The organism is Aeromonas sp. QDB11 (assembly GCF_027705265.1).
Lineage (GTDB): Bacteria > Pseudomonadota > Gammaproteobacteria > Enterobacterales > Aeromonadaceae > Aeromonas > Aeromonas allosaccharophila.
Genome location: NZ_JAPDBM010000049.1, coordinates 14,733 through 36,857, shown reverse-complemented (window position 1 = coordinate 36,857; position 22,125 = coordinate 14,733). Strand labels below are relative to the sequence as shown.

Genomic DNA, 22,125 nt, shown 5'->3' with positions numbered 1-22,125 from the left:
TGCCGCTTGATGGTTCATGACGAAACTCCCGTAAAAGAGAGTATAAGATCACACCCTGTTCGGTCGGTCAAATCCTCGTGCCCTGCTTAAAAAACGTTCGCGATCTTGCCCTGGGTGCACAACCCTGTAGAAATGCGGTTTTATAAACAGGGGAATTTTGACTATGAAGAATAATGTCTACTCAAATGCAAGAATAACATTGCTTTCCGAGTATTTGTTTATACTTTTGCCATTTATTGTTATTGGAATGGTAAAATTATACAAATCAAGTATGGGTGACTTTTTTGCTGCTGCAGATTGGAGTTTTGCATCTGCAATCCTATTCGGCCAAGCAATAGTGAAAATTGTTAGCGCTGGTGTTATCAATAAAAACTCCGCTTCGCCAAGAATAGTTTTGATAATTACGTTGCTTTTTATAATGGGGGTCACGCCATGCTTAATTCTTATTGCGATAATTTTATTGAACGATGCCAGTTCAATTTACATAATGACCATTCAAGTAATCCTCTACATTGTTGCGACCTCTATATTCTTTTGGATTGGTTCAGCTGCACATGTAATGATTGATGAAGTATTCGAACAGAAGAAAGAAAACCCACCAGCATAGCGGGTGGGTTTGTTTTTGTTATTACCTGTCAAACTCGGAATATGTAACTCACAGCGGCAATCCCCCCAACAGCGGCCTCCGTGGCGGCACCATACGCTTGCAGCTATGGACTCAAAATCTGAGGCCACACTGCAACCGGCTCTCCTCTCACACACGCCAGCGCAGGCCAACCCGAAACTAAAATAGTGCAACCATGGCTAATAAACGGCGTTTTCACTGACGGGTATGATGCAGGCCAGATGTATCGCTTGTTAGTGAGATAAGGAACCAAGGTCATGGCTATTCATGGAGCTACCCCGGTGATGTTGAAGGCTATCGACAGCCTGCAGCTCGCCAACGTCAATCCCGGCAGCAATCAGAAGCTGGCCCTTCATCTGGGTGAAGGCAAGGAGTACAGCATTCATATCGGCAAGAGTGGGGATGTCTCCGTACAACGGGACCTGGCCCATTTAAGCACGCTGGGCCGCATCAAAAATGCGGTGATCGATTTCTTTAGCCGAGCCGCCACCAAGGGGGAGAGTGCACTCACCACCCGGGCCACTCAAATTCAGTCCGAGGTGCAGCGGCAGCTGACTGAGCTTGGCCAGATCAAGAAGCTTGTGCAGCAAGCCTTTAACCAGCCCATCAGCGAGTTCAAAAACGATGCCCAATATCTGAAGCCGGGCAGCGATCCCAAGACCGCGACTCTGGCGGATGTGACCGACGCCAACAAGAATCGGCTGGGTCTTGAGACCATGAGTGATTCCTCCCGGGAATTTGCCATGGAGCACTTCTCCAGTTTTATCAACGGGAGAGACGCCATCTTCGGCCTGCTGAGTTCCCGTGCCATCGAGCAGACCACTACGTTGTTCGCCTCGCTGAGCAACGATCCCAAGGCATTGCAAGAGGCATTGAAGGTGCAGAGTCAGGAGTCTGAGGTGTTCAACACCAAGGTCAATGCCGAGTTCAATCGCAGCTTCGGCCAGCTGTTTGAGCAAAGAGCCACCGCCGAGCTGGACGCCCTGACCGAGGCAAACACCCGCGCCAACGAAACCTCACAGCTGGTCGAAGAGCACACAGGCTCATCGGACGGGGAGAACGCCCCCGCCAAAATGAAGAAAAGCGTGCGCTTTAACGACAACCCGGTGAGCGATGTTCGGGTGTTCGAGCTGGAAGAGGGTCGAGCACTCAATATCAAGGTGTAACCCTTGCAGTGAATATGGATGACGGCCCTGCCCGCTCGGTGGCGGGGCCGTCTCTTGGTGATCTTGCCCTGCCCCTTCGAAGACGACCGGGCAACCGGACTGGAGTGTTGTGTTGGATATCTATCAGAAAATCCTGGCCGAGCTGTCGGTCGAACCGCTGGCCTTCGATGAAAACGGCGTCTGCACGTTCGAGATCCAGCGGGCAGCAGAGGAGGCGACAGCCCCCTTTGTGGTCAATATCGTGGCTCAACCCGACGAGATGGCGCTGGTACTCTCGGTGACCACGGCGAGCGATCTTCCCGAGCGTCTGTCTCGCGAGTTGTTCCTGCGTTTTGGCGAGCATGCCCTCGCCCCCTTGCGCCATTGCTACGGGGTCGGCATCTATCCTGGCACCGAGCGGGTATCGTTTTTCTCCCGGATCTCGCTGGAGAGCTATCGCCCGCAGCAGATCAGGGAGCGCCTCGCCGATCTGCTGGAAAAGGCCCACGAGTGGGAGGCCAGCTTGTCCCAAGAGGAGCAGACCCCGCATGTGACAAAGAGCGAGATGGGTGCGGGCCAGAACATCCGGGTGTGATGGCCACAGCCAGAAAATGGATACAAAAAAGAGGGAGGCATGATGCCTCCCTCTCTCTTTATCCCTGATTTCTCGCGGACAGGGCGCTAAAGCAATCAGGCCAGCTGTAACGATCAAGCCAACGGCGGCGTGCGTGGCGGCACCCTGCGCTTGCTGCCGGTGGACTCGAAGGCCGAGGCGAAGCGCAGCAGGTTGTTGTCGTCATAGGCGCGACCGGCAAAGGTCAGCCCCACCGGCATGCCGATATCGGCCATGATGCCCATGGGGACGGTAACGGTCGGCACGCCGAGGTGGCGAATGGCGAGGTTGCCGTTGGCAACCCAGATGCCATTGCTCCAGGCGATATCGGCGGAGGCCGGATTCACGTCCGCGTCAGCCGGGCCGACATCGGCCACGGTGGGGAACAGCACGGCGTCGAGCTTGAGCTCGTCCATCCAGTCCTCCAGATCCAGCTTGCGGGTCTGCTCCAACCCGCGCAGGCCGTCCGGCACTGTGGCGATCTCGTCCCAGGATTTCAGGCCGCGCTTGGCCATATTGACGTACTCGTCCATGCCCGCTGCCAGATCACCCTCGCGGTTCGGCAGGGTGCCCGGATCGTGGGGGAAGATCTGGGGGCCATCGACATCGGCCAGCTTGTTGAGCTTGGGATCGCCATTGGCGCGCAGGAAGTCGTCGAACGCCCAGCCGGAGAGCTCCCACAGCTCGTCGTTGAGAAACTCCGGGCTCACGATGCCGCGATTGAACACGGTCGGCGTACCGGGTCTGTCCCCTTCGCAGTTGGAGACCAGCGGGAAGTCCACTTCGATGACTTCCGCTCCAGCGGCTTCCAGCGCCTGACGGGCCAGCTCCCACAGGGCGATCACGGTCGGACGGGTATGGATGCGCTGACCGGTCGGGCCGCCGATACCGGGGTTTTCGCTGGTACCAGCCAGTTCATCCTTGTTGATAAACATGCGCGGCACGCCGAGGCGCTTGCCCTTGAGGGCATCGGGCTTGGCAGCCAGATCCAGATAGGAGGCCGGACGCACTTCGGAGGCCTTGGGCAGCTGCACCCAGGGCTGCATGCGCCACAGATCGCCACGGGGATCGCTATCGTCAGCCACCACTACATCCAGCACTTCCAGCAGATCGTTCATGGTGCGGGCATAAGGCACCACCACATCCATGGTCGGAGTCAGCGGCCAGTTGCCGCGCACCGAGATGACGCCACGGGACGGGGTGTAGGCACACAGACCGTTGTTGGAGGCAGGGCCACGGCCGCTCGACCAGGTCTCTTCGGCCAGACCGAAGGCGGAGAAGCTGGCGGCGGTGGCAGTACCGGCGCCGTTGGAGGAGCCGGAGGCAAACGGCGCAGTCAGGTAGTCGGCGTTGTAGGGGCTCTCGGCACGGCCATAGACGCCGCGCTGCATGCCGCCATTGGCCATCGGCGGCATATTGGTTTTGCCAAGGCAGATGGCACCGGCGGCGCGCAGGCGCTCAACGGTAAAGGCATCGCGCTGGGCCACCAGATCCTTGAAGGCCGGGCTGCCGGAGGCGGCAGTCAGCCCCTTGACCAGATAGCTGTCTTTGGCGGTGTAGGGGATGCCGTCGAGCGGGCCCAGAGTCTCGCCACGGGCACGGCGGGCATCGGAAGCTTCGGCTTCTTTCAGCGCATCGGGATTGGCGACCACCACGGCATTGAGTTTGGTGGCAGTCTCGGGGCCATTGTAGGCCTCGATCCGGGCCAGATAGGCCTTGACCAGTTCGACCGCTGTGGTGCGGCCTGATTCGAGCGCGGCACGCAGTTCGGCAATGGAAACCTCGGTCACTTCGATCATGGGGATCTCCTGTAAAGGGTGACGGTGTGCAATATCGGCTAACGCAGCCATATCGCAGCTAATCGCTTCAGGGTGATCGCCGCCGCTACAACGCCCGACCACCCGCATATCAAGGGACAAAACCCCACGATGTGGGGTTTTGTCGAGCTAATCGCGCCTACGGCTTATTTCCCGGAGGGGATCTGCTGGGTAATGCAGTGGATATTGCCACCGCCCAGCAGGATCTCGCGAGCCGGTACGCCGATCACGGTGTGATCCGGGAAGATCTCTTCCAGAATGCGCTGGGCTTCGCCATCGGTGGCTGCATCCAGCAGCGGGTAGACAATGCGATCGTTGGTGATGAGGAAGTTCACGTAGGAACCGGCCAGACGGCCTTCGGCCTCGCGCGGCACACCGCTGCCGCACTCGACGCCGGCAGACTCCTCTTCGGTGCAGTAGAGCGGGCCCGGCTGGGGCAGCTTCCAGATTTTGAGCTTGCGACCCTTGGCATCGACTGCCGCTTCCAGCACCTTGAGGGCGGCCACGGAGCGGGCGTACTGGGGATCGTTCTGGTCGTCGGTCCAGTGCAGCGCCACTTCACCCGGACGCACGAAGCAGCACATGTTGTCGATGTGGCCGTCGGTTTCGTCCATGTAGACGCCTTCGTCCAGCCAGATAAAGCTGGTGACGCCCAGATAGTCGCGCAGGTGAGCTTCGATCTGCTCTTTGCTCAGGTGCGGGTTGCGGTTTTCGTTGAGCAGGCACTCGGCGCTGGTCAGGCAGGTGCCTTCGCCATCGACGTGGATGGAACCCCCTTCCAGAATGAGCGGCGCGTCGTAGCGAGCCATACCGTGCTGGGCCAGCATCTGGGCAGCGACCTCTTCATCCTGATTCCACGGGTAGTAGAGACCGCCCTTGTGACCGCCCCAGGCATTGAAGCCCCAATCCACGCCACGGCACTCGCCGGCAACGTTGGTCACAATGGTGGGGCCTGTATCGCGGGCCCAGCAGTCATCGCTGTTCATTTCGACTAGGGTCACGTGGGCGGGCATGATGGCGCGAGCCTGCTCCATAAACTGGGCAGGCACCCCCATAAAGACCGGGGTGGCGCCGCCGATGGCATCCGCTACCTTGGCAAAGACAGGCTGGGCGAAGCGACCGGCTTCACGCCAGTTGTCAGGGCGAAACGGCCAGATCATCCAGACGGCCTGCTGGTGCGCCCACTCGGCGGGCATGGTGAAGCCGTCGGCGGCCGGCGTGGAATGAATGGTCTTGATGCTCATCGCAAGGCTCCTTGCATGGATTGAGGCCCCCATTTACGCCAACACGGCGCGGGAATCCTGGAAAAATAACAGTGGGTCGCACAGTAAGACGTTGCGCCCATATCCATCAAATGAATAGGATGGATTGTCCCATAAACACGGCGAATAATCCCCCCATGAAACTGCACCAGCTCGACCTCAATCTGCTGCTCGCGTTTGACGCCCTGATGACGCAAGGGAGCGTCACCCGCGCCGCCGAAGCGCTCTTTATCAGCCAGCCCGCCATGAGCCACTCCCTTAACCGGCTACGCACCTTTCTCGGCGACCCGCTGCTGGTGCGTACCCCGCAGGGGATGCTGCCGACCCCGCGCGCCCAGCGGCTGCATCTCGGGGTGCAGCAGGCGCTGCGGCTGCTGGAGCAGCAGCTCACCGAGGAAGAGGAGTTCGAGCCGATCCATTCCAGGCGCCGTTTCGTGCTCTGCACCACAGATTACGTGGAGTGCGTGCTGATCCCGCCGCTTATTCAGCGGCTCAGGCGGCTGGCGCCGGGGGTCACCATCGAGATCCGCATCCTGCGCGACACCCTGCCCGAAGCCGAGCTGGCAAGCGGCGAGATCGATCTGGTGCTGGGGTTTGACGAGTACATGCAGGTGCCGGGGTATCTCGGCAAGGAGACCTGGCTCACCGAGCCGCTGGCTGGGCTAGTGCGCGCCGATCTGCCGATTGCCAAATCGGCCCCCGCCGGCGCCGAGGATGACCCATCCCTGTGGATGGAGCGCATCACCCTGCAGCAGCTGATCGCCATGCCCCACGTGTTCCACTCACCGCTCGGCACCTCGGAGGCGAGCCTCGACCGCTATCTGAAGAGTCAGGGCTTTAGCCGCACCATCTCGGTTAACAGCCAGAGCTATATGTCCGCCGCCGCCATCGTCAGCCAGAGCGATCACCTGCTGGTTCTGCCCAGCATGGTGGCCGAGCTGCTCGCCAGCCACTGGCCGCTGAAAAGCCTGCCGCTGCCCGAAGACGTGCCGGATTACCACCTAAACTGCGTCTGGCACCCCGTGCACGCGCAGCAACCGGCGCTGGTGTGGCTGAAAGATTTGATGAAGGAGCTGGTGGGGCCGAGGTAAGCCCGCTGCGTCTGGCACCAAAGGTTGATGCAAGGACTGAGACCAGAAACAACAGTGGCTCCCTCGGGAGCCACTGTTGTTTCTGCGGTATCGCGTTACGCCCGCAGGGCCCGCATCAGTTGAGCGACTACGTCGTCGAGCAAAACACGATCGGGGCGACACTGAGCGAAGGTGACCAGCCCTTGCAGGTTGATCAGCAGCAGGGCGGTGAGGGTGCGGATATTGCTATCAGGGGCTAGCTCGCCCTTTGCCTGCGCCTGCGTCAGCAACTCGGCCAGGTCCTGCTCCAGCTCGCCGTAGATCCCCTTGACCCGCTGGGTCAGCTCCTCATCCTGCTCGCTCAACTCCATCATGGTGCGGGTCACCAGACAGGAGCCGCAGAGCGCCTCTCCCACAATTCCGTCGAGATAAGCAGCAAGGCCCGCCAGCGGGCTCGGGTTGTCGAGCAAGGCGCGGCGCAGGGTGCGTTTGCCCTCGACATAGTGATCCACCGCCGCCAGCAGCAAGCCGCGCTTGTTGCCGAAGGCGCCGTAGATGCTGCCAGGATGCAGGCCGGTGGCGGCCACCAGCTCCTGCATGGTGGTCTTGGCGTACCCCTTGGCACGAAACGCTTCCATGGCATTTCGCAGCACCTCGTCCCGATCAAACTCGGCTATGCGCATGGTTCCTCCCGTGGGAAATGGTTCACCGGCAAGGGGCAAACAGGCCCGCCGATAAAGAGTGGCTGGAAAGGGCGGCAAGTTTACCCCAGCCGCCCGCTCGGGCCAACCTTCTTGAACGCGCATTCAAAAAAAGCTTGCGCCCGACGCAAAAAACGTCTTGAATGCACATTCAAGAATAACCCGTTCAGGACAAACTATCATGAATACCCTGTTTCAGCCGTATCGACTCAATGACACTCTGACCCTGGCCAACCGCTTCATGATGGCCCCGCTCACCCGCTGCATGGCAGGCCCCGGTCTGGTGCCGACCGAGCAGATGGCTGCCTATTACGGCCGCCGCGCCGACATCGGCCTGATTGTTTCCGAGGCCGTCATCATTCGCCCCGACGGGCAGGGCTACCCCAATACCCCGGGCCTCTTTACCCAGGCGCAGATCGATGGCTGGAAGAAAGTGACCAGCGCCGTGCACGCCAAAGGCGGCAAGATCTTCGCCCAGCTGTGGCATGTCGGTCGCCTCTCCCACCCCTTCTTCCATCAGGCTGAAGTGCTTGCCCCCTCTGCCGTGGCGCACGAGGGCACTGTGCCCCGCATGCGCGAGCTGACCTATCAGGTGCCACGCGCCCTGACCGAGGCCGACATCGCCCAGCTGGTGCAGGATTACGCCCAGGCCGCTGCCAACGCCATCGAAGCGGGCTTCGACGGAGTGGAGATCCACGGTGCCAACGGCTACCTGATCGATCAGTTCCTGCACCACTCCACCAACCTGCGCACCGACAACTACGGCGGCAGCCCGGAAAAGATGAGCCGTTTCGCGCTGGAAGTGGTCGATGCCATCAGCGCCCGTATCGGCGGTGATCGGGTTGGCATTCGCCTCTCCCCGGGTGCCTATGTCCATCTGGCGGGCAGCCCGGAAGATCGCGCCGTGTTCGACTATTTGCTGGCCGAGCTCAACGATCGCCCGCTGGCCTATATCCACCTCGGCATCTTCGATGACAACCTCACCTTCGATTATCTGGGTGGCCGCGCCTCCGACTATCTGCGCGCCCACTACAAGGGCAATCTGGTCGGGGTGGGCAACTACGACGCCGAGCGCGCCGCCGCGGCCATCGAGGCCAACCGCTTCGATCTGGTGGCCATCGGTCGTCCGCTCATCGCCAACCCGGACTATCTCGCCAAGGTGAAGAAGGGCGAAGCGCTGGTGCCCTACGCCGACACCATGCTGGCCGAGCTGGTATAACCACGCCGCCATCGCCAGACGACAGGCAATAAAAAACGAGGGGAGCGATTGCTCCCCTCGTGCTATTCACTTGTTCAGCCGTTTGTTGTCAGCCGGCAGCCACCGTGATCAGGTGCGAAACAGCGCCTCGATGGAAAGCCCCTGGCTCAGCAGGATCTCCCGCAGGCGGCGCAGTCCCTCGACCTGGATCTGACGCACCCGCTCGCGGGTCAGACCAATCTCGGCCCCCACATCCTCGAGGGTGGCCGGCTCATAGCCCAGCAGACCGAAACGACGGGCCAGCACTTCCCGCTGCTTGGGATTGAGCTCTTCCAGCCAGTGCACAATGCTGGCGCGCATGTCGTCATCCTGGGACTCCAGCTCCGGCCCCATGCCGCGTTCGTCGGAGAGCACATCCAGCAGCGCCTTGTCGCGATCGCCACCGATGGGGGTATCTACCGAGGTGATCTTCTCGTTGAGCTTGAGCATGCGGTTCACACTGTCCACCGAACAATCCAGCGCAAAGGCGATATCCTCGGCGGTCGGTTCATGATCGAGACGGTGCGAGAGTTCACGCGCGGTGCGCAGGTAAACGTTTAACTCCTTGACCACATGAATGGGCAGACGGATGGTGCGGGTCTGGTTCATGATGGCCCGCTCAATAGTCTGGCGGATCCACCAGGTGGCGTAGGTGGAGAAACGGAAGCCGCGCTCGGGGTCGAACTTCTCGACCGCGCGGATAAGACCGAGGTTGCCCTCTTCGATGAGATCCAGCAGCACCAAGCCGCGGTTGTTGTAGCGACGGGCGATTTTCACCACCAGTCGAAGGTTGGACTCGATCATGCGCTTGCGGGCTGCTTTGTCACCCCGCAAGGCACGACGGGCGTAGTAGACTTCCTCTTCGGCAGTGAGCAGCGGGGAAAAACCAATCTCCCCCAGATAGAGTTGCGTGGCATCCATCACCTTGTTCAGTTCCGGTGCCAGCAACTCATCGGAGATAGTCTCTTCCACCTCGGCGACTACCTCATGCAACTCTTCTACTTCTTCTTCGTTCGATTCGGGTTCAGCGTCAAACTCTAACTCTGCATCCTGCATTACCAGTTGTTCTTGGCTCATGGTGTGTCTCCCTGACGTTACCAGAGTAAGACGGTCTCTCTGGGGTTAACGCTTTGGCAAATAGCTCATCGGATTGATCGATTTGCCTCGGTACCGGATCTCGAAATGCAATCGCACATCCGGCGCGTCCGTGCTACCCATGTTGGCAATGACCGAGCCCCCCTTGACGCTGTCCCCTTCCTTCACCCGCAACTCGTCGTTGTGTGCGTAAGCGGAGAGATAGTCATCATCATGCTTGAGGATGATCAGCTTGCCGTACCCCCTTAAAGCACTGCCAGCGTATACCACTTTACCACCGCTGGCGGCGTAGACGGGTTGCCCCTTCTGGCCGGCTATGTCGATACCCTTGTTACCCTGTTCTGCAACAGAGAACCCCTCGACGATCCGGCCTTTTGCGGGCCAGTGCCAAGCAAGTCTCGACTGGGAGTTGTTTGTTTTTTGTTCTTTGGTCTGAGCGTATTCCTTCGGTGCTGCCGGAGCAACGGATTTCTGAGCGATGAATGGCGTGGTCTGACCAGATCCGCTCGGCTCGGCCAACGGACGCGGTCCGCTGCTCGGACGGCTCACTGCCACTGGCGTCACGGTTGCCGGACGAGTCGCAGCCACCATCTGGGTCGAACCACCGCCAGCAGTCTGGACGTTGAGTACCTGACCCGGCTGCAGCGCATAGGGGGCGCTCAGATTGTTGCTCTGGGCCAGCACCTGCGGCGTCATGCCGAACTGGCGGCCGATGCTGCTCAGGGTATCGCCGCGGCGTACCTCATAGGTACCGGCACTTCTGCTGCTGGTCACCGCAGAGCCCGACGCGTCAAGACGCAGCCGCTGCCCGGGGTAGATATTGTAGGGCGGGCTGATGTTGTTGAGACTGGCCAGCGACGGCACGTCATTGCCGGAGTTGAAGGCGATGGAGTAGAGGGTATCGCCCCGCTTCACCACATAGCTGCCGCCCTGAATGGGGGCGCTGAGCTGAGTGCCGCTCTGGCGAGCCGGAATGGTCGAGACGAACTGATCATCACCTACCCCATCCACCGGAGCTGCATTTTTACTGGAGGAGCAGGCAAGCAGCAGCCATGACAACACCACGACACTGCTTCCTTGCCAAATACGCGAACGCATAATGGATCCTTAACGACTAAACCAGAAATAGGCCACAACGGCCAGACCAATACAGAGCCAACCGAGCACATCCACGTAGTGCATCAGTTTGCGTTCCATCTTCTCGCCACCCCAGCGCATCAGGCCCGCCACCAGGAAAAAGCGCATGCCACGACCGATGAGGGAGGTGATGATGAAGGGCAGCAGAGCCATTTGCAACAACCCTGCCGTCACGGTAAACACCTTGTAGGGGATAGGGGTGAAGCTGGCAATGAAAATGACCCAGATCCCCCACTGCTCAAACCAGTGGCGGGCGATCCCGATCTTGTCCTGATAGCCGACAGACTCCACCAGTGGCAGCACCACCGGATCCCACAGGGCATAGCCAAGGGCGTAACCGAACAGCGCACCCAGCACCGAGAAGAGGGTTGCCAACCCGGCGTAGTGCCACGCCTTGTGCGGCTTGGCGAGCGCCATTGGCGCCAGCATCACGTCCACCGGGATCGGCCAGAACACCGACTCGATAAAAGCGGTGATGGAGAGATACCAGGGAGCATGCTTGTGGCGGGCCCACTGCATCACCAGTACGTACAAACGGGAAAACAACTTCACTCAACATCTCCGTCAATCAGGGGAACAAAACGTACCGGCTCCAGAATACGGCTGGTCAGCTGGGAGCCGGTACGTTCGATCAGCTGCAGGGTCTGCTGGCTGTCACCCACGGGCAACACCAGTCGGCCCCCTTCGGCCAGCTGATCGGTCAGTGCCGTGGGGATCTCGCTCGCCGCGGCCGTCACCAGAATGGCGTCATAAGGCCCTTTGTTGGGCCACCCCAGCCAGCCGTTGCCGTGCTTGGCCGAGACATTGTGCAGATCGAGCTGGCGCAGTCGGCGCCGGGCCTGGAACTGCAGCGACTTGATCCGCTCAACGGTATAAACATGCTCCACCAGATGGGCGAGGATCGCCGTCTGGTAACCGGAGCCAGTGCCAATCTCCAGCACATGGGCCGGATCATTTTGCATCAGCAACTCGGTCATTCGCGCCACCATATAGGGCTGCGAAATGGTCTGGCCGTGGCCAATGGGCAGGGCGGTGTTGTCCCACGCCTTGTGCGCCATAGCCTCGTCCACGAACAACTGGCGCGGCACTTTCGCGATGGTCGCCAGCACGCGAAAATCGCGAATATCCTGCGCAATGAGCTGATTTAACAGGCGCTGTACTATCACACCACCCTCATCCCTGCAGATCTAACCAGGCCCCCAGACCGGCGAGACTGTCATAGGCAGTCATATCGATGGTCAGGGGGGTAATCGAGACATAGCCCTGCTCGATGGCAGCAAAATCGGTACCGTCACCGGCATCCTGCTGACTGCCAGGCGGGCCAATCCAGTAGATGGGCTGGCCACGGGGATCTTCGGTGCAGATCACCGACTCCGCCCGGTGGCGATTGCCAAGGCGGGTGGTCTTGATCCCCTTGATCTGCTCGAGGGGCAAGTCCGGCACGTTGACGTTGAGGATCTGATCGGCAGGCAGGGGGTGTTTCATCAGCCCCTTCACCAGCAGGGCCGCATAGTGGGCCGCCGTGGCGAAGTGGGTCTTGCCCACCAGCGAAATAGCGATGGAGGGGTAGCCAAGATGGCGCCCCTCGGTGGCCGCGGCGACCGTGCCCGAGTAGATGACATCATCCCCCAGGTTGGCGCCGTGGTTAATACCGGCCACTACCATGTCCGGCTCCGGGCGTACCAGCTCATTGACCGCCAGATGCACGCAGTCGGTCGGCGTGCCCTTCACCGCATAGTAACCGGTTTCGCTGATACGGGTGACCCGCAGCGGTACTTCCAGCGTCAGGGAGTGACTCGCGCCGCTGCGATTGCGATCCGGCGCCACCACAATGACCTCGCCGCAGGCGCGCAGCGCCTCGCTGAGGGCACGAATGCCCTCGGCATGCACACCATCATCATTACTGACCAGAATTCGCATCGGTCTGATTCCTGAAACCATGATCGGCCTCTTCGGCCTGCATTAACTCGCGCACCACGCTGGTGGCAAACGCGCCCGCCGGCAGGAAGAAGGAGAGGGTCAGCACCTCGCCGTCCAGCTGCCAACTCATCTGCTCCGGCTTGAGCAGCAGCGGGCGGCGATCCTGATCCAGCCCGGCTTTCTCCAGCCCGTCACACCATTCGGCGTAAGGGGCCAACACGCCTTGTTCAAACTCGGCAGCGGCACCCTGACTGGCCAGACGGCCACGGCCCCACTGGGGCGCAGTGAGTTGCACGTCGCCGGAGGCAAGACGCGCTTCCAGCTCGGGGGTCAGCACCTCTTCACTGAAGATGGAGTGGCTGCCCTTGAGCATCACGCAATCACCGGCCAGCAGCTGGTGAGCCAGCCCCTGCTCGATGCGGGCGCTGACGATGGCATTGAACAGCATGCTGCGAGCGGCTGAGAGGTAGAGGGAACGCTTGTTGCGATCCTTGATCCGCTTGCCGGCAAACATCGCCTTGGCCGCTTCCAGGTTGTTGCCATCACGGCCAAAACGCTGCTCACCATAGTAATTGGGTACGCCCTGCCCGGCGATGGCCTGCAGGCGCGCTTCCAGCCCGTCGGCCTGTTCCAGACCGGTGAGACGCAGGGTGAAGTGGTTGCCCTTGAGGTAGCCGACCCGCAATTTGCGGTTGTGACGCTTGGCTTGCAGGATCTGGATGCTGTCGCTCTCGATGACCGACAAGTCCGGCTCCGCCTTGCCCGGCAGGTGAATGCCGAACCACTGCTCGGTCACCGCGTGGCGATCTTTCAGGCCCGCCCAGGTCACCGCATTGCGGTTGACCCCGGCCGCATCGGCCAGCAGACCGGCCACCCAGGCGGTATTCTCGCCGGTTTTGCGCACCCGGACGAAGATATGCTCCCCTTCCCCGCAAGGCTCGAAGCCGAGATCTTCATTCACCACGAAATCGGCAGCCTCGGCCTTGAGGATACCGCGGGCAGTGGGTGCCCCGTGCAGATAGGCAAGTTGTTCCAGCATTATTGTTTCACCAGTAGGACGACGGCTTCGGTGGCGATCCCTTCCTTGCGCCCCGTAAACCCAAGCTGTTCGGTGGTGGTCGCCTTGACGTTCACCCGGTTCAAATCACATTGCAGATCGGCGGCCAGCACGGCGCACATGGCGTCGATATGGGGGGCCATTTTGGGGGCCTGGGCGATGATGGTCACATCCAGGTTGCCGATGGCATAACCTGCGCGCTGCACGCGGGCAAACACATCCCGCAGCAGGATGCGACTGTCGATCCCCTTGAATTCGGCTGCGGTATCGGGGAAGTGGCGACCGATGTCACCGGCACCGATGGCGCCCAGCAGGGCATCGCTCACCGCGTGCAGCACTACGTCGCCATCGGAGTGGGCAACCAGCCCCTGCTCGTAGGGAACCGGCACGCCGCACAGCATGCAAGGGCCAACCCCACCAAATTTATGGACATCAAAACCATGACCAATGCGCATCATAAGAGACGACCTCCCGACATGCTGAAACCAACCCCATCAATTTTTTGCACGTCAAAACCATGACCAATGCGCATCATCAGCGGCAACCTCCCACATCAATTTTGTGTACGTCCACACCATGTCCAATCCGGATCATGCTAACTCCTTGTTCGGGCCTGTTTATTCGAGACAACCTGCTCTGAACACCTTGTTCTGAACTGTTTGTGCTGACTGAGGGGCTTATGCCTGCTGGCTTAAAAACAGCCCCGCCAGCGACAAGTCTTCCGGCCGGGTCACTTTGATATTGTCGGCGCGCCCTTCCACCATGCGTACCGCGAATCCGGCCCGCTCCATGGCGGAGGCCTCGTCGGTGATGATGGCGCCCAGCAGCAGCCCCTCCTCCAGTGCCCGTTTCAGGGCAAGGGTCGGGAACATCTGCGGCGTCAGGGCATGCCAGAGCTGCTCGCGCTCGACGGTAGCGATGATATTGCCCTCGCCATCGGAGCGTTTCATGGTATCGCGCACCCGGCTGCCGAGAATGGCGCCACCGCAGCCCATGGCCGCAGCAATCAGCGCATCGAGATCGCCGTGAGTCAGGCAGGGGCGAGCCGCATCGTGCACCAGCACCCACTCCCCTTGCGCCACATGAAGACCATTGAGGACGGAAAAGGCGCGCTCGGCGCCTCCCTCTACCCGCACAATGCGCGGGTCGGCCGCCACGGGCAGGGCCTCGAACCAGCGGTCATGGGGCGCCAGCGCCACGATCACCTGCGCGATGGCCGGATGGGAGAGCAACCGCTCCAGGGTATGTTCGAGAATGGTTTTACCCGCCAGTTGCAGGTACTGCTTGGGGCAATCGGCCCCCATCCGGCAGCCGATGCCGGCGGCAGGGACGATCGCCGTCAGGCCGGATACCCGGCTGGCATCAGTCATCGTAGGGCTCATCGTCCGGCACTGTCTCTTTGTCTTTCTCTTTGGGGATGATCCGGTAGAAGGTCTCCCCCTGCTTGATGTAACCCAGATCGTTGCGCGACAGCTCCTCGATGGCCTCGAGGCCAGAGGTGAGATCATCTATCTCGCGGTAGATGAGGTCGTTACGATCCTTGAGAGTCTGGTTGTCCCGCTGTTGCTGCGAGATGGCCTCCGACAGGTTCTGGTAATCGGATAGCCCGTTCTTCCCCAGCCAGAGGTCATATTGCAGTCCCCCCAGCAGGAGGATCAGGATCAGGGTGAATAGGCGCATGCACTGGGTCTCCTTCAGGCGGCCTAGTGTCCCATATTCGGTGCCAAGACAAAAGAAAGCGAGCACCGTCGAGCCCCCGGCCGAACATAAAAAAGTGCCCAAGAGTGAATCAGATAGCACAAAGCCCCGCCAAACCGGTGCAAGGATGGCCAACCAGGGCGCTCCTTATCCGGGGGCGGGGCTCTCAATCAGAAAGCGATCGGGGGGATCAGTTCACCGCGACTGGCTCTCCCGCGCTCTCGGCCGGAGTGTTGTACTCCTCCTCGGCATCGCGGAAACGCTCCAGCATCGCTTTTGAGGGTGCTTCGCCCAGCAGACTGCCCACCACGATGGCCAGCAGCGCGAACAGGAAGCCCGGGATGATCTCATACAGCCCCAGCCAACCGAACTGTTTCCAGACGATGACGGTGATGGCACCGACCAGCATGCCAGCCAGCGCGCCGTTGCGGGTCATTCGCGGCCACAGCACGGAGAGCAGCACCACGGGACCAAAGGCGGCACCGAAACCGGCCCAGGCGTAGCTCACCAGCCCCAGCACCCGGTTCTCCGGATTCATGGCGACGGCGATGGCAATCACCGCGATCAGCAGCACCATCAGGCGACCCACCCACACCAGCTCACGCTGGGAGGCGTTCTTGCGCAGGAACGGTTTGTAGAGATCCTCGGTGATGGCGCTGGAGCAGACCAGCAGCTGACAGCTCAGAGTGCTCATTACCGCAGCCAGAATGGCGGAGAGCAGCACACCGGCGATCCAGGGGTTGAACAGGATCTTGGAGAGCTCGATAAAGACCCGTTCCGGGTTGCCGGTCACCCCAGCCGCCACTTCCGGGAAGCGGGCGAAGTAGGCCAGACCGAAGAAGCCGATGGCCACCGCGCCAGCGAGGCAGAACACCATCCAGGTCATGCTGATGCGACGGGCATTGGCCATGGAGTGGTGGGAATCCGCCGCCATGAAGCGGGCCAGAATGTGGGGCTGACCGAAGTAGCCCAGGCCCCAGGCCATCAGCGAGACAATGGCGATCACATCCAGATTCTTGAACATGTCGAGGTTGGTGGCGCTCTTGGCGGCTACCTCGATCATAGCGCTGTCCACCCCGCCGACGGCGATGATGACGAAGATCGGGGTCAGGATCAGGGCGAAGATCATCAGGGTCGCCTGCACCGTGTCGGTCCAGCTCACCGCGAGGAAGCCGCCGAAGAAGGTGTAGGTGATGGTGGCGGCGGCACCGACCCAGAGGGCAGTGTTGTAATCCATGCCGAAGGTGCTCTCAAACAGACGGGCACCGGCCACCACGCCGGAGGCGCAGTAGATGGTGAAGAACAGCAGGATCACCAGCGCCGAGAGGATGCGCAACACCTTGCTGTGATCTTCAAAGCGGTAGGTGAAGTAGTCCGGCAGGGTCAGGGCGTTGCGGTTTTTCTCGGTATGTACCCGCAGTCGACCCGCCACCCAGCGCCAGTTGAGGTAGGCGCCGATCACCAGACCGATGGCGATCCAGCTCTCGGAGATGCCGCTGACGAAGACGGCGCCGGGCAGCCCCATCAGCAGCCAGCCGCTCATGTCGGAGGCGCCGGCAGAGAGGGCGGTGACCCAACTCCCCATCCGGCGACCGCCCAGAATGTAGTCATCAAAGTTGCGGGTGGCGCGATAGGCAACGAAGCCGATCAACACCATTCCGAGGATATACACCAGGAAGGTGATTAACATGGGTGTGCTAGCTGTCATGCAAAACTCCGTTTTGTGTCATTTTCTGCCCGCTCTGGTGACGGGCTCATCCCTAAAAAACCGGCCTAGCTTAATCAGCCGTTCGCGCCAGCTCAACCACTTTTAACAAACACAAAACACAATAAAAACCTTTGCGCATCAAATCATCTGCCGCATCAAGAGGATGGCGCCAGATTTCCTGCCATGGCCGTTACGACCATATCGTCGCAACGGCGGCTATTGAGCGTTCTGTTTTCACATTTTGTTACTATCCATTTTTTACAAGCCTGCGCCCCGCTCCTACACTCCCCGCCCAGTCTCATCACACCAGCCAGAGGTCGGCACCATGTCATCTCATCTGTCACACCTGCGCACCCTCGCCCGCCGCCTTCACCCGGTGGAGGAGTCGGGTCACCTCATCCGACGGGCCAAGTATGTGGGTCGTCTCTGGCTCAATCCCGGCGCGCGCGCCCTCTATCGCCAGCAGCAGGAGCAACCGCTGCTGGCGCAGGCGATCAGCCGCTTCCCCGATATTCTGGAAAAGCCGATCCACCCCTATCGCCACAAGGGGCTCAGCAAGCGCCTGCGAGCGGGGCTTATCAGCAGCCACTACCAGCAGCTGGCTCGCCAGCTGCCCAAGGCGCAGCAACTGGCGATCTACAGCGGGCGCGGCCTGCTGCTGGCCCAGTGGCAGAGCGACAAGCTGACGACACCGCTGACCCTGCAACTGGATTACCAGACCCACATGGGCAAAGAGGGGGAGATGAGCCTGACCCTCAAGCTGGATGACGCGGCGCTCTATTACATGGCCCTCAATCTGCGCCCCGCACCGAATCCGACCCTCGAGATCTGCTCGCTGCAGGGCGGCAAGGGGCTTAGCGAGGAGATCAAGCAGGTCACCAAGGCGTGCGGCGGGCTGCGCCCCATGTCCCTGCTGGTCTATATGGCCGCCGAACTGGCCCGGGGGCTGGCGTGCAAGCGCCTGCTCGGGATCCGCACCCGAAGCCACATCTATCAGAGCAGCAAGCGCACCGCCGATCGGGTCAAGTTCGACCTCGACGGCCTGTGGCAGGATCATCAGGGCTGCGTGCAGGATGACCTCTGGATGAGCCTGCCGCTGGAGGTGCCCCGCAAGACGCTGGAGGAGATCCCCTCCCGCAAGCGGGCAAGCTACAAGGCGCGCTACCAGCTGCTCGATCAGCTCGGCATCGAGCTGCAGGCAAATCTGCTGCGACGCTGAGTCAGCACAGCAGAAACACAAAGGGCGAACAGCATGCTGTTCGCCCTTTGTCGTGACGGGGATTTGCCGTTAGCGGTTGATCGCCATCGGCATGCCGTTGCGCTGCTCCAGCGCCTGCTTCACCAGTTGGGAGTCGCTGTCGGCGTGGGCAATGAAGCGGGTCACCGCCGGAGTCATCGGCAGCGGTGCCGGCAGCTTGGAGTTGAACTCCTCTTCGCTGCGCGACAGCGGCTGGTGCACTTCCAGATAGCGGACACCGTTGGGCTCGAGAGAGGCTTTGATCGGCTGGTTGACGAACTGGACGCGGGTACCGACCGGTACCTGCTTGAACAGGTACTCGATATCTTCGTTACGCAGACGCACACAGCCGTGGCTCACCCGCAGGCCGATACCGAAATTGGCGTTGGTACCGTGGATGGCGTACATCTTGCCGATGTAGAGGGCGAACAGACCCATAGGGTTGTCCGGACCGGCTGGCCATACCGCAGGCAGGCTCTCGCCACGGGCGGCATATTCGGCATGCATCTTGGCGGTCGGGGTCCAGGTCGGGCCCGCTTTCTTGCGCTGCACGCTGGTTACCCAGTTTTCCGGGGTGTCGGTGCCGAGCTGGCCGATGCCGATGGGCAGCACTTCCACCACTTTTTTACCCTTGGGGTAGTAGTAGAGGCGCATCTCGGCCACGTTGAGCACCACCCCTTCCCGCGGCGCATCCGGCAGGATCAGCTGTTGGGGGATCACCAGCTTCTCGCCGGTCTGCACCAGCAGGGGATCCGCATCGGGGTTGGCTTCAGTCATGTTGGTGAGCCCCAGCTGGAATTTCGCCGCAATGGCCTCCAGCGGCTGGCCGTTCTCTTCGGCCGGGACCACGTATTCCAGATTTTCCCCTACCAGACGGCTGTTGGCCGCAGGCAGAGCATATTCAACAGCGAAAACCGGCGCAGCGGTCAGCAGCAGGCTGTAGCAGAGTGTTGCCACACTATTGCGAAGGAGCTTCATAACTTTCCCATGATGATGACTTGAAGTGACGTCTCTGGGCTGGCAGCTGATCAAGCGGGATCAGGGGCGCGAAGAGAAGGTCGCCATTTTTCTCCTCTGCACGGCAAATTTCAACTGACAAGTGGCGACGGGTCGATGATTAATATGCGGATTTTTCCGCGTCCCCGACCCGCCCGGTTTCCCTGTTTATCCCCGTTGCCAGCCACGCATGTCGTAACCTGTGGGAGATTGATGCAACCGCAGATGAAATTGCTCAATGATGGCAAAGATATGGTCGAAAATATCGGCCTGGATCCCTTCGTAATCGGCCCATGCGGTGGTCGCGGTAAAGCAGTAAATTTCCAGCGGCAGTCCATCTGACGTGGGCGCCAGCTGGCGCACCATCAGGGTCATGTCCTTGCGAATACCGGAATGGGCACGAAGATAAGCATCCAGATAGGCTCGCAGGGTGCCGAGGTTGGTGAGGTGGCGACCGTTGATAGGGCAGCTCAGGGCATCGCTCAACTGCTGGTTGTAGGCACTCAACTCCTGCTCCTTGCGGCTGAGATAGGGTGCCAGCAGCTGCGCCTGCTTGAGCTGCAACTGCTCATCGGCCGTCAGAAAGCGCACACTGGTCATGTCGATATTGACGCTGCGCTTGATGCGGCGGCCACCTGATTCGGTCATCCCCTGCCAATTCTTGAAAGAATCCGAGATCAGGGCATAGGTGGGAATGGTGGTGATGGTCTTGTCCCAGTTCGACACCTTGACCGTGGTGAGGCCGATATCGGTCACCTCGCCATCGGCGCCGTACTTGTCCATCTGCAACCAGTCACCGACGCTCAGCATCCGGTTGGCGGAGAGCTGGATCCCCGCCACCAGCCCGAGGATGGGGTCCTTGAACACCAGCATCAGCACTGCGGTCATGGCACCCAGACCGCTGAACAGGAACAGCGGCGACTTGCCGAGCAGCAGGGCGATCATCAGGATGCCCACCAGAATGCTGCCTACCAGCTTGGCCCCCTGGAAGATGCCGCGCAGGGGCAAATCCCGCCCCAGCCGGGTGTAACGGCTCACCGACAACAGGCAGTCGAGCAGGGCGAAGAAGGCCAGCAGCAGGAACAGCAAAATCCAGAGCTGGGCCACCATCTCGATAAGCTTGAGGCTATCCGATTGACGGGGCAGCCAGATCTCTGCCTGACCGAGCAGCACGGCCCCCTGCAACACGAAGGCCAGCCGGTTGAAGAGGCGCTGTTGCAGTTGGGGCGGCAGCCAAACCTGCTTGGCCTTGCCGAGGATCCCCACCAGCCGGACCAGCAGCACCCGGTGCAGCGCCATGTGCAGCAGCAGCGAGGTGATGACGATAAAGCCCAGCGCGATCACCAGCGCCATCAGGTTGGTCACTTCCACCCCCAGGCCCGACAACCAGTTAAAAAACGCCTCTTTCATTGCTCTCTCCCGAACCGGGCAGCCCACTGGCTGCAAAAACAGTGGTGGTCAGGGTACCGCCCCCCTCCCCCATGTCAAATCGGCGAGCGCCAGAAACGACAACGCCCGGCACAGGCCGGGCGTTGTTTCAAAGCGAGGCTGACTTAGCAGACCAGGCTCAGGGCATCGCGGGCGATGACCAGCTCTTCGTTGGTCGGGATCACCATGGCGCAACGACTGTCGGCGGTGGTGATGCGGCCTTCGCCACCCAGTACCGCGGCGTTGTTGGCCTCTTTATCCACCTTGAAGCCGAACAGGGCCAGACGTGCCAGCACCATCTCGCGCACCATGGCGGCGTTCTCACCGATACCGCCGGTGAAGACAATGGCGTCCAGACGACCGTCCATCGCAGCGGCATAGGCACCAACATACTTGGCCACACGGTAGGTGAAGACATCCAGCGCACGCTTGGCACCGGCGTCGGTGGCGTAGTTGGTGGTGACGTAGCGGCAGTCGCTGCTCGCTTCGGTCAGCCCCAGCAGACCGGACTCACGGGTCAGGGTGTGGTTGATCTGCTCCACGCTGTAACCGAGCTGATCGTGCATGAAGAACACCACGGCCGGATCGATATCACCGGAGCGGGTACCCATCGCCAGACCTTCCAGCGGAGTCAGACCCATGGAGGTGTCAACGGATTCGCCGTTCTTGATGGCGCAGACAGAGGCACCGTTACCCAGGTGGCAGTTGATGATGTTCAGTTCATTCAACGGCTTGCCCAGCTCTTTTGCGGCTTCTTCCGCGATGTAGCGGTGAGAAGTACCGTGGGCACCGTAACGACGGATACCGTGTTCGCGGTAGAGCTTGTGCGGCAGCGCATAGAGGTAGGCCTCTTGCGGCAGGGTCTGGTGGAACGCGGTGTCGAACACGGCCACGTTCTTCTCGGACAGCTGCGGGAACACTTTCAGCGCGGCACGAATACCGATCAGGTGCGCCGGGTTGTGCAGCGGAGCGAACGGAATGGCGGCTTCGATACCGGCGATCACGCCGTCATCAATGCGCACGGAGCGGGAGAACTGCTCGCCACCGTGTACGATACGGTGACCGATGGCCACCAGTTGCTCTGCAAGAGTCGGATCCTGCGGCAGGATGTGACCCACGATATGGTCGAGGGCCTCCTGGTGAGCGGCACCCGCTCCCAGCATGGCTTCGCCCTTGACCCCGTGGAGTTTCCATTTGATACGTGCATCATCCAGATTGAAGCATTCGGCCAGGCCGGACAGCATGTCCTCACCTGTTTCGGCGTCCATTACGGCAAATTTCAGGGAAGAGCTACCGCAGTTAAGGATCAATACCAACTTGCTCATGTTCTACATCTTCCTGTGCTTCGGCTTTATGCCGACAGTGTCGTGTCATCCAAA

22 protein-coding genes are annotated in these 22,125 nt (G+C 60.7%); 6 read left to right on the top strand and 16 right to left on the bottom strand.

The features are described from left to right. The first annotated feature begins 163 nt into the window (after positions 1-163). From OKC40_RS15920 to OKC40_RS15910, 3 genes are all read left to right on the top strand, one after another. Entirely contained in the window at positions 164-607 is a 444-nt protein-coding gene (locus OKC40_RS15920) for a hypothetical protein (RefSeq protein ID WP_182938170.1), read from the top strand. A gap of 275 nt (positions 608-882) precedes the next feature. Next, complete coding sequence (locus OKC40_RS15915; RefSeq protein ID WP_270795918.1) at positions 883-1,791, top strand: hypothetical protein; 909 nt, start codon at positions 883-885, stop codon at positions 1,789-1,791. 112 nt (positions 1,792-1,903) lie between these two features. After that, the gene (locus tag OKC40_RS15910; protein ID WP_270795916.1) at positions 1,904-2,365 is read left to right on the top strand and encodes a CesT family type III secretion system chaperone; all 462 of its coding nucleotides are present in this window, start codon (positions 1,904-1,906) and stop codon (positions 2,363-2,365) included. 113 nt (positions 2,366-2,478) lie between these two features. Here OKC40_RS15910 and OKC40_RS15905 read toward each other — a convergent pair whose 3' ends face one another. Continuing rightward, positions 2,479-4,182, bottom strand: a complete 1,704-nt coding sequence (locus OKC40_RS15905) for an amidase (RefSeq protein WP_182938173.1) — start codon at positions 4,180-4,182, stop codon at positions 2,479-2,481. Between the two features lie 164 nt (positions 4,183-4,346). Continuing rightward, positions 4,347-5,444, bottom strand: a complete 1,098-nt coding sequence (aguA, locus tag OKC40_RS15900) for an agmatine deiminase (protein ID WP_182938174.1) — start codon at positions 5,442-5,444, stop codon at positions 4,347-4,349. Between the two features lie 155 nt (positions 5,445-5,599). Here aguA and OKC40_RS15895 point away from each other — a divergent pair, with 155 nt between their 5' ends. Then, entirely contained in the window at positions 5,600-6,553 is a 954-nt protein-coding gene (locus OKC40_RS15895; protein ID WP_182938175.1) for a LysR family transcriptional regulator, read from the top strand. 95 nt (positions 6,554-6,648) lie between these two features. On the opposite strand, the gene OKC40_RS15890 is transcribed toward OKC40_RS15895, so the two are convergent. Then, the gene (locus OKC40_RS15890) at positions 6,649-7,215 is read right to left on the bottom strand and encodes a TetR/AcrR family transcriptional regulator (protein WP_182938176.1); all 567 of its coding nucleotides are present in this window, start codon (positions 7,213-7,215) and stop codon (positions 6,649-6,651) included. A 199-nt stretch (positions 7,216-7,414) separates the two neighbouring features. Here OKC40_RS15890 and OKC40_RS15885 point away from each other — a divergent pair, with 199 nt between their 5' ends. Next, positions 7,415-8,452, top strand: coding sequence for an alkene reductase (locus tag OKC40_RS15885; protein ID WP_182938177.1), 1,038 nt, complete (start codon positions 7,415-7,417; stop codon positions 8,450-8,452). A gap of 108 nt (positions 8,453-8,560) precedes the next feature. Here the strand turns inward: OKC40_RS15885 and rpoS are convergent, their stop codons facing one another. From rpoS to putP, 10 genes are all read right to left on the bottom strand, one after another. Then, positions 8,561-9,547, bottom strand: coding sequence for an RNA polymerase sigma factor RpoS (rpoS, locus tag OKC40_RS15880; protein ID WP_182938178.1), 987 nt, complete (start codon positions 9,545-9,547; stop codon positions 8,561-8,563). 45 nt (positions 9,548-9,592) lie between these two features. Further along, positions 9,593-10,663, bottom strand: a complete 1,071-nt coding sequence (locus tag OKC40_RS15875; RefSeq protein WP_182938179.1) for a peptidoglycan DD-metalloendopeptidase family protein — start codon at positions 10,661-10,663, stop codon at positions 9,593-9,595. 9 nt (positions 10,664-10,672) lie between these two features. Next, positions 10,673-11,254, bottom strand: a complete 582-nt coding sequence (locus tag OKC40_RS15870; protein ID WP_042656469.1) for a YqaA family protein — start codon at positions 11,252-11,254, stop codon at positions 10,673-10,675. Continuing rightward, positions 11,251-11,868: a protein-L-isoaspartate(D-aspartate) O-methyltransferase gene (locus OKC40_RS15865; RefSeq protein ID WP_270795914.1), complete on the bottom strand. Its 618-nt coding sequence runs from the start codon at positions 11,866-11,868 to the stop codon at positions 11,251-11,253. The genes OKC40_RS15870 and OKC40_RS15865 overlap by 4 nt, the downstream gene beginning before the upstream one ends. 7 nt (positions 11,869-11,875) lie before the next feature. Then, positions 11,876-12,622: a 5'/3'-nucleotidase SurE gene (gene surE / locus OKC40_RS15860; protein ID WP_042656468.1), complete on the bottom strand. Its 747-nt coding sequence runs from the start codon at positions 12,620-12,622 to the stop codon at positions 11,876-11,878. Next, complete coding sequence (truD, locus tag OKC40_RS15855; protein WP_182938180.1) at positions 12,603-13,661, bottom strand: tRNA pseudouridine(13) synthase TruD; 1,059 nt, start codon at positions 13,659-13,661, stop codon at positions 12,603-12,605. The genes surE and truD overlap by 20 nt, the downstream gene beginning before the upstream one ends. After that, positions 13,661-14,137 (bottom strand): 2-C-methyl-D-erythritol 2,4-cyclodiphosphate synthase, encoded by a 477-nt coding sequence (ispF, locus tag OKC40_RS15850; RefSeq protein WP_182938181.1) that lies wholly within the window; start codon positions 14,135-14,137, stop codon positions 13,661-13,663. Before ispF ends, truD begins: the two co-directional genes overlap by 1 nt. A gap of 219 nt (positions 14,138-14,356) precedes the next feature. After that, positions 14,357-15,049: a 2-C-methyl-D-erythritol 4-phosphate cytidylyltransferase gene (gene ispD, locus OKC40_RS15845; RefSeq protein ID WP_182938182.1), complete on the bottom strand. Its 693-nt coding sequence runs from the start codon at positions 15,047-15,049 to the stop codon at positions 14,357-14,359. Further along, positions 15,042-15,359 carry a cell division protein FtsB gene (ftsB, locus tag OKC40_RS15840; RefSeq protein WP_139707536.1) on the bottom strand — a complete coding sequence of 106 codons (318 nt, stop codon included), beginning with the start codon at positions 15,357-15,359 and terminating at the stop codon, positions 15,042-15,044. The genes ispD and ftsB overlap by 8 nt, the downstream gene beginning before the upstream one ends. 208 nt (positions 15,360-15,567) lie before the next feature. Beyond that, the gene (gene putP / locus OKC40_RS15835; RefSeq protein ID WP_139409173.1) at positions 15,568-17,085 is read right to left on the bottom strand and encodes a sodium/proline symporter PutP; all 1,518 of its coding nucleotides are present in this window, start codon (positions 17,083-17,085) and stop codon (positions 15,568-15,570) included. 325 nt (positions 17,086-17,410) lie between these two features. Between putP and OKC40_RS15830 the strand changes: the two genes are divergently transcribed. Next, positions 17,411-18,304, top strand: coding sequence for a VirK/YbjX family protein (locus tag OKC40_RS15830; protein WP_270795912.1), 894 nt, complete (start codon positions 17,411-17,413; stop codon positions 18,302-18,304). Positions 18,305-18,373: 69 nt separating this feature from the next. Here the strand turns inward: OKC40_RS15830 and OKC40_RS15825 are convergent, their stop codons facing one another. The 3 genes from OKC40_RS15825 to OKC40_RS15815 all read right to left on the bottom strand — a co-directional run bounded on the left by OKC40_RS15825 (position 18,374) and on the right by OKC40_RS15815 (position 22,071). Next, a complete protein-coding gene (locus tag OKC40_RS15825; RefSeq protein ID WP_058053307.1) occupies positions 18,374-19,300 on the bottom strand; it encodes a L,D-transpeptidase family protein in 927 nt (308 codons plus the stop codon). A 186-nt stretch (positions 19,301-19,486) separates the two neighbouring features. Further along, complete coding sequence (locus tag OKC40_RS15820; RefSeq protein WP_042656462.1) at positions 19,487-20,728, bottom strand: mechanosensitive ion channel family protein; 1,242 nt, start codon at positions 20,726-20,728, stop codon at positions 19,487-19,489. Positions 20,729-20,871: 143 nt separating this feature from the next. After that, a complete protein-coding gene (locus tag OKC40_RS15815) occupies positions 20,872-22,071 on the bottom strand; it encodes an acetate kinase (protein ID WP_042059110.1) in 1,200 nt (399 codons plus the stop codon). Positions 22,072-22,125 lie beyond the last annotated feature (54 nt).